This window comes from Streptomyces sp. NPDC048734 (assembly GCF_043198675.1).
Lineage (GTDB): Bacteria > Actinomycetota > Actinomycetes > Streptomycetales > Streptomycetaceae > Streptomyces.
Genome location: NZ_JBICUZ010000017.1, coordinates 131118 through 141285 on the forward strand (window position 1 = coordinate 131118; position 10168 = coordinate 141285).

Sequence of the window (10168 nt, forward strand, 5' to 3'; positions counted from 1 at the left end):
CTGGTCGACCATCGTGTTGATGGTGTTCTTGAGTTCGAGGATCTCGCCGCGCGCGTCGACGTCGATCTTCTTCGACAGGTCGCCCTTGGCGACCGCCGTGGTCACCTGGGCGATGTTGCGCACCTGGGCGGTCAGGTTCCCGGCCATGAAGTTGACCGAATCCGTGAGGTCGCGCCAGACACCGGCCACGCCGGGCACCTGCGCCTGGCCGCCGAGGCGTCCTTCGGTGCCGACCTCGCGGGCGACGCGGGTGACCTCGTCGGCGAAGGCGGAGAGCTGGTCGACCATCGTGTTGATGGTGTTCTTGAGTTCGAGGATCTCGCCGCGCGCGGGCACGTCGATCTTCTGCGAGAGATCGCCCTTGGCGACCGCCGTCGCCACCTGGGCGATGTCGCGGACCTGGGTCGTCAGGTTGCCCGCCATGGCGTTCACGGAGTCCGTGAGGTCGGCCCACGTGCCCGACACCCCCGGCACCTCGGCCTGGCCGCCGAGGGTTCCCTCGGTGCCGACCTCGCGGGCCACGCGCGTGACCTCGGACGTGAAGACGGACAGCTGGTCGACCATGCCGTTGAACACGGTGGCGATGTCGCCCATGAGGCCTTCGCCGTCGGCGGGCAGCCGGGTGCCGAAGTCTCCGTCCCGTACGGCGGTCAAGCCGGCCAGGAGGCGCCTCAGCTCCTGGTCGCCCGGTGCCTCGGCGGCCTCGGTGGCGTTGCTGGTCATGCGTACCCTCGTTCCGCTCCCCAGGAGCCCCCCGGCGGGGGGCTCGGAACCGGGCCGTCCCAAGGAGACGGCGCCCTCCGGTCGTGCGTGCATTTCCGCAGTTCACGGATGTACGCGAAGAGATAAATACGCCGCAGGCTAACCCATCCGCCTGCGGCGGAACAAAGTGTCGCGTCACCGGGGGCGCACAGAAGATTCACCAGGTGCGCACGATGCATGCACCACCGGAAACGGGGTACCCATATGGACTTTCGCCGCGCGGACGCGGCTCGTCAGGCCGCCTCGGAACCCGGCAGGCCGAGCCGCAGCCGCACCACCATGCGGCTGATCAGGCGTGAGACGGGCATCTGCGAGATGCCCGGTTCCCTGCCGATCTCGGCCTGCGTCCGCTCCTCGACGAACCGCAGGCGCGGGATCCGCCGGTCACGGGCGTCCATCGCGGCGTGGACGAGCCGGGGGCCGGGACGGCGCGAAGCCCTCCGAATGCGGCCGCGACGACCGGGTATCAGGGCTGTGGAACGCGAGAAGGGAGCAGCGTGACCATCGACAGCATCTGGTCCTACCCGTCGGACAGCGGGCACGCCGAAGGACAGGACCTCACGGGGTACGGGGTGGCCGGGACCGACGGCACCCTCGGGCACGTCGAACGGGAGGACGGCCACCACGGCATGTGGCACCTGGTCGTCGACACGGGCGTCTGGCTGTTCGGGAGGAGCGCGGTCGTCCCGGTGGGCCTCGTCACGTCCGTCGACGAGGCCGAACGGAAGATCTCGGTCGCCTGCACCGTGGAAGAGGTCAAGGAGGCGCCGCGCTTCCGGACCGACAGCGAGACCATGGACCCCGACTATCTGACGGCCGTCGCCGACTACTATCGACGGCTGATGCCGCACGGGACGACGACCGCGTGACCGTGCCACGGTTTCCATGAGGGTCGTGTCGTGAGGTTCGTGCCGTGAGGGGAGAAGAACTCCTGCCCACCCGGGCGGCGGAGACCGCCCGGGTGACGACCGCCGCGTCCGCACGGGCCCACGTCCGCGGCCTGGTCGACGCCGGCTGGGACGCGGTGACCCGGCCGGCCGCGGAACGCGACCTCATCGACCTGCTGCTCGTCGTCTCGGAGCTGGTCGCCAACGCCGTCCGGCACGGCGGCGGCCTGGCCGGCTTCGAGGCGACCCCGGGGCGGGACGGGGTACGGCTGTCCGTCCACGACCACAGCGACGTCGTACCCGAGGCGGCGTACGGCCCCGGCGCCCTTCCCGTCGGCCACCACGGCAGCGGCTACGGCTGGCCGCTGATCCTCCGGCTGGCCCGCGAGGTCAGCATCCGTCCCCGCCCCTCCGGCGGGAAGACGATCACCGTCTTCGTGCCGATCAGAACCGAGGCCCCCTGGCCGACGGACCCCTGACCGACGGGTCGCCGGCCCGTGGCCGGATCCGCGCCCTCGGCCCCGCCCCGGTCACCACGGCAGGAAGACGTGTACGTCCTTTCCCTCGTCCGCGGACACCACGCTCACCTGGCTGCACAGTGTGTGGATCAGGTGCCAGCCGATGCCGCCGCCCCCGGCGTCGGGGTGGAAGGGCCGCGGGGCCGGCGCCGTGGGGTTGGTGTCGTGCAGCGTCACGTGCACCCCGTCGAAGGTGGGCCGCAGGTGCAGCGAGAAGGGACCCGGCGCGTACTGGACGGCGTTGGAGGCCAGCTCCGTGACGATCAGCACGATGTCGTGCCAGCACTCGGGTGCCGCGGGCGGGGCCGCGCGGGCCAGTGTGCGGAGGAACTCCTCCGCGGCCAGGCGCGCACCCGTCACGTCCTGCGGGGCACCCTCGAAACGGGCGGTGCGGCCCGGAATCGTCCAGGAGGCCGGTGAGTCGTTACCACGGGGCTCGGTTGCCATGTCGTCGTGCGGCCCTCTGTCCGGGACCGTCGTCCTTTCTCGTGCGGCTCTCTCGTCGCCACTGCACAGGGTTCCCTGGGCGGCGCGGCCTACGCGTGCCGCGCCCGGCGGCGGCGACCGACCGCGTACGGCGACCGGACGGCCGCAGGGCGTGTGCCGCGATCCCCTCGGCACGTCGGGCGCGCGTCAGGGGCGCGCGGCACGTCAGCGGAACACGTCGTCGGCGTCGTCCCAGCTCAGCACCTCCGCCGGAGTGCTCTCCCGGGGCACCCGCGCGCGGGCCTGGTACATCGCCTCGATCTCGGCCGCGTAGTGCTGCACGATCGAGTCACGGCGCAGCTTCATCGACGGCGTCAGCAATCCGTTGGCCTGGTCGAACGGCTCCGGCAGGACCCGGAAGACCCGGATCGACTCCGACCGGGACACCGCGTTGTTGGCCGCGGCCACCGCCCGCGCGACCTCCTCCCGCAGCGCGTTCTCCTCCCGTGCCTCCCGGCTGGACCTGTCACCCCCGTACGGCGGCAGGTTGCGGCGCCAGTGCGCCAGGAACTCCGGGTCCAGCGTGACCAGCGCGCCCACGCAGGGCCGGTTGTCGCCGACGACCACCGCCTGGTGGACGAGCGGGTGCAACCGCAGCCGCTGCTCCAGCGCGGCCGGGGCCACGCTCTTGCCGCCGCTGGTGATGATGACGTCCTTCTTGCGGCCGGTGATGGTCAGATAGCCGTCCGCGTCCAGGTGACCGAGGTCCCCGGTGGCCAGCCAGCCGCCCCGGAACGCGGCCCGGGTGGAGGCGTCGTCGTTGACGTAGCCCTGGAACAGCGACGGGCCGCGCACCAGGATCTCCCCGTCGTCGGCCACCTGGATCTCCGTGCCCGGCAGGGCCTGCCCGACCGTCCCCGACTTCTCCCGGCCGAGCGGCTGCATGGTGATCCCGCCGCTGGTCTCCGTCAGACCGTACCCGTCGTGGACGTAGATGCCGATGCCCTCGTAGAAGAGGGACAGGTCGCGGTGGAGCGGCGAGCCGCCCGACGTCGCCCGGTGCACGCGGCCGCCCAGGGCGGCGCGGAGTCTGCGGTACACCGTCCGTTCGTACAGGGCGTGCTGGAGCCGCAGGTCGAGGCCGGGGCCCGAGCCCCGGCCGAGCCGCTGCCGTTCGACGGCCGCCGCGAAGGCCCGGGCGGTGCCCGCGGCCCGCTCGAACAGCGCGCCGCGGCCCGCCTCCTGGGCCGCCCGCAGGAAGTTCTTGTAGATCTTCTCGAAGACCGACGGCACCCCGTACAGGTAGGTCGGACGGAACGAGTGGAGAGCCTCGGAGAGGGCCTCCCCGCTCAGGTCCGGTTCGTGGCCCATCAGGATCCCGCCGCGCAGGCACAGCCCCTGGATCATCAGCCCGTACACGTGGGAGAACGGCAGGAAGGCGAGGACGGACGGCTGCTGTCCGGACGGTCCCGCGGTGTCCCCCCAGCCGGTCAGCAGGGTGTCGCAGGGCGAGGCCAGGCTGCGGTGGGTGAGCGCGCAGCCCAGGGGGCGGCCCGAGGTGCCGGAGGTGTACGCGATCACCGCGGTGGAGTCCGGCAGCACGATCCGGCGCAGCGAGTCCACGGTGGTCTGCGGGATCACCTCGCCGCGCCGCGTGAGCTCCTCGAACGCCCCGGCGTCGAGCTGCCAGACGTGCCGCAGGGTCGGCAGCGCCGCGCACACCGAGCCGACCGTCATGACGCTCTGCTCGTCCTCGACGACCACTCCCACGCAGCCCGCGTCCCGCAGGATCCACTCGACCTGGTCGCGCGAGGACGTCGGATGGATGGGGACGACCTCGGCGCCCACCGCCCACAGGGCGTGGCTGAGCACCGTCCACTCGTAGCGGGTGCGCGCCATGACCGCCACCCGGTGGCCCGGTGACATCCCCGAGGCGACGAGCCCCTTGGCCAGATCCACGACCTCGTCCCGCAGCTCCACGGCCGTCACCTCCTGCCACGGCCCGGAGGGGGCGGACCGGCGCGCGAGCACCGGCAGGGCCGGGGTACGGGTGGCTGTCTCGAAAACGCTGTCGGCGAGCCCTCCGGTCAGGGGCGAGGCGGCGGGGGGAGCGAGGGCGACGTCGCGCATGCGCTGCTCCTGACAGGTACGGGCTGTGACCTTGTCGACGAGGACTGTCATCGACGGTGGTCGAATGTAGCTCAGGCAGGGGCGGTTGTGGCCGGGAACGCACAACTATTCCGCGCGGATGATCTCGGCGGCGGACTGTTGGCGGGCCGCTGGTCCGGGGACTCGGGACACATGACCTACAGCAACCCCGATCCCGACCCGGAACGCAGCACCGGACTCGAACCGGGTGGCGGCGTGCCGCCGGGCGAGACCCCGCCGGCGGAGAGCAGCATGCCCGGGGCCGGGCCCCGGGAGACCCACAATCCCCCCACGGGCTGGGCCAGGGGCCCGCTCACCCTGATCATCGTCGTCGCCGTGCTGGTCGCGGCGTTCTTCCTGGCCTACGCCCTGATCCTCATCTTCTGACCGCGCGGCCGCGGGACCGCGACCGCGCGGGCCGCACCACCGCGCGGGTCAGCTCTGGGTGTGCCGCACGCAGCCGGTGACGACCTCGCGCAGGCTGCCCGTGCGCTCCCACAGCTCGCGCTGCACCATCGCGCCGTTGCCGTGCCGCAGCAGGTCGGCGCAGGCCGCGCGGACCCGCTGCAGGTCCCCGTGGTCGGCCAGTGCCTCCGACACGTGATCGACGAGGGCCCGTACCACCGTCTCGGGAGGCGCGGGCCGCATGGTCGCGGGATGCAGCAGATCGCCGGTGAGACCCGACTTCGCGGCCTGCCAGCCTGCCAGCCGGAGCAGACTCACACTGTGGTCCACCGGCTCCCCGCCGGCCCTCCACTCGCGGGCCGCCGTCTCGACGAGCCCGCGCACCAGGGCGGCGACGAGCACGGCGGTGTCCGCGCGCAGGCAGACGTCCGAGACCCGGACCTCCACCGTCGGATAGCGGGCCGACAGCCGGGCGTCGAAGTAGACCATCGCCTCGTCGAGGACGGTGCCGGTGGCCACCATGTCCGCCACCCGCTGGTGGTAGCGCTCCGCCGAACCGAACAGCTCGGTCGGACCGGCCGACGGCCAGCGCTGCCACACCCGGCTGCGATAGCTGCTGTACCCCGTCTCGTTGCCCTGCCAGAACGGCGAGTTGGCGCTCAGCGCCGGCAGCACCGACAGCCACGGCCGGATCCGGTCGACGACCGCGACGCCCTCCTCGTCCGACTCCACCGACACGTGGACGTGGCAGCCGCAGACGAGCTGCTCACGGGTGGCGATGCCGTACTGCTCCGCCATCCACCTGTAGCGCCGGTTCATGCCGACGGAGGGGCGCACCGGCAGCGGCGACGTCGCCAGCGCCGCCACGGTGCACCCGATCTCCCCGGCGTGCCGGGCCGCCTCCGCGCGTATGCGGACGATCTCCTCACCGAGTTCGTCCATGGCCGACTGCGGGTGGGTGGCGAACTCCAGCATCTGGTTGTGGAGTTCCTTCTCGAAGACGTCCTGCTGCGCCCGGTCCCGGGTGGCACGGGCGAGGACGGCGGCGGAGAGCGCCCGCGGCTCTCCTGTCTCCGGGTCGACGAGGAGGAGTTCCTCCTCGACTCCGACGGTGCGCACGTGATGCAGCCCCTCTCTGGCCGGTGGTACGCACCCGACTGCCCCGCCGGACCCGGTTCACACCGCCGTGGGCGTCAGCCACATCGTCGCCAGGGGCGGCAGGGTGAGGGTGATCTCCCCGTTCTCCGGCTTCGCTCCGTCGAGCAGACGCACGTCGCTGCCGCCGTACCGCATGTCGTCGGTGTTGAGGGCCTCGTACCAGACGGGGACGTCGTCCGGCACGGCCAGCCGGTAGTCGTGGCGCACCACGGGGGAGAAGTTGCTGACTGCGAGGAGGGGGACGCCCTCGGCGTCGTAGCGCAGGAACGCGAAGACGTTGTCCTCGGCCGCGTCGCAGAGGACCCAGCGGAAGCCGCCCGGGTCGGTGTCCCGCTGCCACAGCGCCGGGGTGGCCCGGTAGTGCGTGTTCAGGTCGCGGACCAGGTCCCGGACCCCGCGGTGGTCGGCCGAGGGGCCGTAGTCCTCGTCGAGCAGCCACCACTCCGGGCCGTGGCGCTCGGACCACTCCGCGCCCTGGGCGAACTCCTGCCCCATGAAGAGGAGTTGCTTGCCCGGATGGGCCCACATGAAGGCGAGGTAGGCGCGGTGGTTGGCCCGCCGCTGCCACCAGTCACCGGGCATCTTCGACACCAGCGCCTGCTTGCCGTGCACGACCTCGTCGTGCGAGACGGGCAGCACGTAGTTCTCGCTGTAGGCGTACACCATCGAGAAGGTCATCTCGTGGTGGTGGTACTTGCGGTGCACCGGCTCCTTGGCGATGTACTCCAGCGAGTCGTGCATCCACCCCATGTTCCACTTCAGCCCGAACCCGAGGCCGCCGCTGTCGGTGGGCCGGGTCACGCCCTCCCAGGCCGTGGACTCCTCCGCGATGGTCACGACACCCGGGTTGCGGCGGTAGACCGTCGCGTTCATCTCCTGGAGGAACGCCTTCGCGTCCAGGTCCTCCCGGCCGCCGAACACGTTCGGCGTCCACTGCCCGGAGTCCCGCGAGTAGTCGAGGTAGAGCATGGAGGCGACGGCGTCCACCCGGAGCCCGTCGATGTGGAACTCCTCGCACCAGTAGACGGCGTTGGCGACCAGGAAGTTGCGCACCTCGGTGCGCCCGAAGTCGAACTCGAACGTCCCCCAGTCCGGGTGCTCGGCCCGCTGCGCGTTTCCGGGCTCGTACAGCGGGTCCCCGTCGAAGCGGGCCAGCGCCCAGTCGTCCTTGGGGAAGTGCGCCGGCACCCAGTCCACGATCACGCCGATGCCGGCCCGGTGCAGCGCGTCGACCAGGTGCTTGAAGTCGTCGGGCGACCCGAGCCGCGAGGCCGGGGCGTAGAAGCCGGTGATCTGGTAACCCCAGGAACCGGAGAACGGGTGCTGGGCGACCGGCATGAACTCCACGTGCGTGAAACCCAGGTCGTTGACGTACGCCGGCAGCTCCTCGGCCAGCTGACGGTAGGTCAGTCCAGGCCGCCAGGAGGGAAGATGCACCTCGTACACCGAGAACGGCGCCACGTGCACGGGCACGTCCCCCCGGTGCGCCATCCACTCGGCGTCGTCCCACTCGTGGTGCGAGGCGTGCACGATCGACGCGGTGTCCGGCGGGACCTCCGCGCACCGGGCCATGGGGTCGGCCTTGAGGAAGCGGTGCCCGTGGCGCGAGGTGATCTCGAACTTGTACCGGGTGCCCTCGCCGACGCCGGGCAGGAACAGCTCCCACACCCCGGACGCCCCGAGCGAACGCATCGGGAAGGCGGTGCCGTCCCAGTACGTGAAGTCCGCGGCGACCCGCACCCCCCGGGCGTTCGGCGCCCACACGGTGAACCGGGTGCCGGCGACACCCTGGTGGGTCATCGGCTCGGCACCCAGCGCCTTCCACAGCTGCTCGTGCCGGCCCTCCCGGACGAGGTGCAGATCGAGGTCGCCCAGCGCCGGCAGGAACCGGTAGGGATCGTGCACCTCGCACTCGTCACCCTCGTACGCCACCAGCAGCGTGTACGCGGGGATCTTCTTCAGCGGCAGCACGGCGGCGAAGAGACCGTCGCCCTCCGACAGCAGCGGGGTGCGCTCGCCGTCCACCAGGACGGCGACCGAGCGCGCGAAGGGGCGCAGTGCCCGGAACAGGATGCCGCCGGGAACCGGGTGGGCGCCCAGCAGGGCGTGCGGGTCGTGGTGCGCGCCCGCCAGCAGACGACCCCGGTCGGCGGGGTCGAGCGCGGGTGCCACCGGCGGGCGGGGACCGGCCGACTCGGGCAGGGAAGAGTCACGCAGAGCCATCGGTCAGCCTCCTCGGACGGCGAGTCGTTCGATCGCCGCCATGGGTACGGGTAGCCAGTCAGGACGGTGCCGTGCCTCGTACAGCACCTCGTACACGGCACGGTCGGTTTCGTAGGCACGCAGCAGGGCGTGCTTCTTGCGGGGGTCCCAGCCCGCGCGTTCCGCGTACCCGGCGCAGAACGCCTCCCGGCAGCGGCGGGCCCACTCGGGGCGCCAGGGACGGCGCTGCCGGGCGGCGTAGTCGAACGAGCGCAGCATGCCCGCGATGTCCCGGACCGGGGAGTGCGCGCTGCGCCGCTCGGCGAGCGGCCGGGAGGGTTCGCCCTCGAAGTCGATGACGAACCACTCGCGTCCGGCACGCAGCACCTGACCCAGGTGCAGGTCGCCGTGGATGCGCTGGGCCGGCGGGCCCGGATCGCAGGAGGCGAGTGCGCCGAAGGCGCTGGTGAGTCCGGGGACGTAGGGGCGCAGGGCCGGCACGTGGTGGGCGGCGGCCTCCAGCCGCTCGGTCATCCCGGCCGCCGTCCGCGCGTTGTCGCCGAGCGGTCCGGCGGGGAAGGCCGCGGCCAGCGCGAGGTGCACCTCGGCGGTGGCCCCGCCCAGCACGTGGGCCTGCCGGGTGAAGTCCTCACCGCGGGCCAGCGCGTCCAGGGCCAGTGTCCAGCCGTCGGAGGCGTCGGGCAGGAACGGCTGCAGGACACCGAGCGTCGCCTCCTGCGGATGGGTCGTGCGGTACCAGGCCACCGGCGCCGGCACCCGGCCGCACCCCTGCCCCGCCAGCGCGACCGGCACCTCCAGGTCCGGGTTCACCCCGGGCTGGATCCGCCGGAACACCTTGAGGATGAAGGCGTCGCCGTAGACCAGTGACGTGTTCGACTGCTCGGCCTCCAGCAGCCGGGGCGCCAGTCCCGCCGGCACGTGGGCCGACGGGTCGGACTCGAAGGACAGCGGGCCCAGCGGCCCCGGATGCCGCAGCCGCTCCAGCAGCAGATGCGCCGACCGCGGGTCCTGCAACGCGTCGTGCACGGTGAGCCCGGCCAGCGCCCCCTCCTCGACCTTGCCGATCAGGGCCCGGCCGAGTCGGGGGGACAGGTGCTCCTGGATGCCCAGGAGCAGCTGGTAGCAGTCACCGGGCGGGGGAGTGCCGCCCGGTGAGGGCACCCCCGACTGGCCGGTCTGCACCAGGAGGTGCAGACAGCCCGGATACAGCTCCGTCATGGACAGCAGACGCAGGTCGTTGAGGGGCCTGTCCTTGCCGGCGAACCAGCGCTGCCGGGGCAGCCACTCGCGCAGCAGTGCCCCGAGCGTCCCCGTGGAGCGGACGCCGACGGCACTGCCCGGGCTCAGAGATGCGGTCTTCTGCATGGTGACGCGTCCTTCCCTCGGCGCACGCTCACAGGCGCCGGCCGACGCGGGATGCGGCTCGGATGAGCCGGAACCAGTAGAAACCGTGTCCTGCGAGGGTGAGCAGGTAAGGCAGTTCACCGATCGCGGGGAAGCGGACCCCGCCGAACAGCTCGACGGGGTGGCGGCCGTCGAAGCGACGCAGGTCCAGTTCGGTGGGCTGGGCGAAGCGGGAGAAGTTGTGGACGCACAGGACGAGGTCGTCCTCGTACTCGCGCAGGAAGGCGAGGACGGCCG

At 72.2% G+C, this 10168-nt stretch carries 10 protein-coding genes and 1 pseudogene; 3 read left to right on the plus strand and 8 right to left on the minus strand.

The features are described 5' to 3' along the window. Positions 1 to 723, minus strand: a 723-nt coding sequence (locus ACGFQC_RS31660; RefSeq protein WP_393289011.1) for a HAMP domain-containing protein, incomplete at its 3' end; no start/stop codon positions are given. Positions 724 to 995: 272 nt separating this feature from the next. Beyond that, positions 996 to 1166, minus strand: a pseudogene (locus ACGFQC_RS31665) (sigma factor-like helix-turn-helix DNA-binding protein); the annotation flags it as partial. A gap of 93 nt (positions 1167 to 1259) precedes the next feature. On the opposite strand from ACGFQC_RS31665, the gene ACGFQC_RS31670 reads away from it, so the two are divergent. Both ACGFQC_RS31670 and ACGFQC_RS31675 read left to right on the plus strand, forming a co-directional pair. Then, positions 1260 to 1631: a PRC-barrel domain containing protein gene (locus ACGFQC_RS31670; protein ID WP_363089922.1), complete on the plus strand. Its 372-nt coding sequence runs from the start codon at positions 1260 to 1262 to the stop codon at positions 1629 to 1631. A 44-nt stretch (positions 1632 to 1675) separates the two neighbouring features. Continuing rightward, positions 1676 to 2128 (plus strand): ATP-binding protein, encoded by a 453-nt coding sequence (locus tag ACGFQC_RS31675; protein WP_363089921.1) that lies wholly within the window; start codon positions 1676 to 1678, stop codon positions 2126 to 2128. A 51-nt stretch (positions 2129 to 2179) separates the two neighbouring features. Here ACGFQC_RS31675 and ACGFQC_RS31680 read toward each other — a convergent pair whose 3' ends face one another. Both ACGFQC_RS31680 and ACGFQC_RS31685 read right to left on the minus strand, forming a co-directional pair. Continuing rightward, positions 2180 to 2614 (minus strand): ATP-binding protein, encoded by a 435-nt coding sequence (locus ACGFQC_RS31680; protein ID WP_363089920.1) that lies wholly within the window; start codon positions 2612 to 2614, stop codon positions 2180 to 2182. 204 nt (positions 2615 to 2818) lie between these two features. Continuing rightward, complete coding sequence (locus tag ACGFQC_RS31685; protein WP_363090065.1) at positions 2819 to 4723, minus strand: AMP-dependent synthetase/ligase; 1905 nt, start codon at positions 4721 to 4723, stop codon at positions 2819 to 2821. 171 nt (positions 4724 to 4894) lie between these two features. Between ACGFQC_RS31685 and ACGFQC_RS31690 the strand changes: the two genes are divergently transcribed. After that, positions 4895 to 5128, plus strand: coding sequence for a DUF6480 family protein (locus tag ACGFQC_RS31690; RefSeq protein ID WP_363089919.1), 234 nt, complete (start codon positions 4895 to 4897; stop codon positions 5126 to 5128). 48 nt (positions 5129 to 5176) lie between these two features. Here the strand turns inward: ACGFQC_RS31690 and ACGFQC_RS31695 are convergent, their stop codons facing one another. From ACGFQC_RS31695 to ACGFQC_RS31710, 4 genes are all read right to left on the minus strand, one after another. Further along, positions 5177 to 6265, minus strand: coding sequence for a glutamate--cysteine ligase (locus tag ACGFQC_RS31695; protein WP_363089918.1), 1089 nt, complete (start codon positions 6263 to 6265; stop codon positions 5177 to 5179). A 57-nt stretch (positions 6266 to 6322) separates the two neighbouring features. Next, complete coding sequence (gene glgB / locus ACGFQC_RS31700; protein ID WP_363089917.1) at positions 6323 to 8527, minus strand: 1,4-alpha-glucan branching enzyme; 2205 nt, start codon at positions 8525 to 8527, stop codon at positions 6323 to 6325. Between the two features lie 3 nt (positions 8528 to 8530). Further along, entirely contained in the window at positions 8531 to 9892 is a 1362-nt protein-coding gene (locus ACGFQC_RS31705; RefSeq protein ID WP_363089916.1) for a maltokinase, read from the minus strand. Between the two features lie 28 nt (positions 9893 to 9920). Then, positions 9921 to 10168: alpha-glucosidase C-terminal domain-containing protein (locus tag ACGFQC_RS31710; protein WP_393289014.1), on the minus strand; the 248-nt coding region annotated here is incomplete at its 5' end.

Excerpts from the sequence above, each read along its gene's own strand:
- ACGFQC_RS31680 (WP_363089920.1), bottom strand. The coding sequence starts at position 2,614 with ATGGCAACCGAGCCCCGTGGTAACGACTCACCGGCCTCCTGGACGATT.
- ACGFQC_RS31685 (WP_363090065.1), bottom strand. The coding sequence starts at position 4,723 with ATGCGCGACGTCGCCCTCGCTCCCCCCGCCGCCTCGCCCCTGACCGGA.
- ACGFQC_RS31690 (WP_363089919.1), top strand. The coding sequence starts at position 4,895 with ATGACCTACAGCAACCCCGATCCCGACCCGGAACGCAGCACCGGACTC.
- glgB (WP_363089917.1), bottom strand. The coding sequence starts at position 8,527 with ATGGCTCTGCGTGACTCTTCCCTGCCCGAGTCGGCCGGTCCCCGCCCG.
- ACGFQC_RS31705 (WP_363089916.1), bottom strand. The coding sequence starts at position 9,892 with ATGCAGAAGACCGCATCTCTGAGCCCGGGCAGTGCCGTCGGCGTCCGC.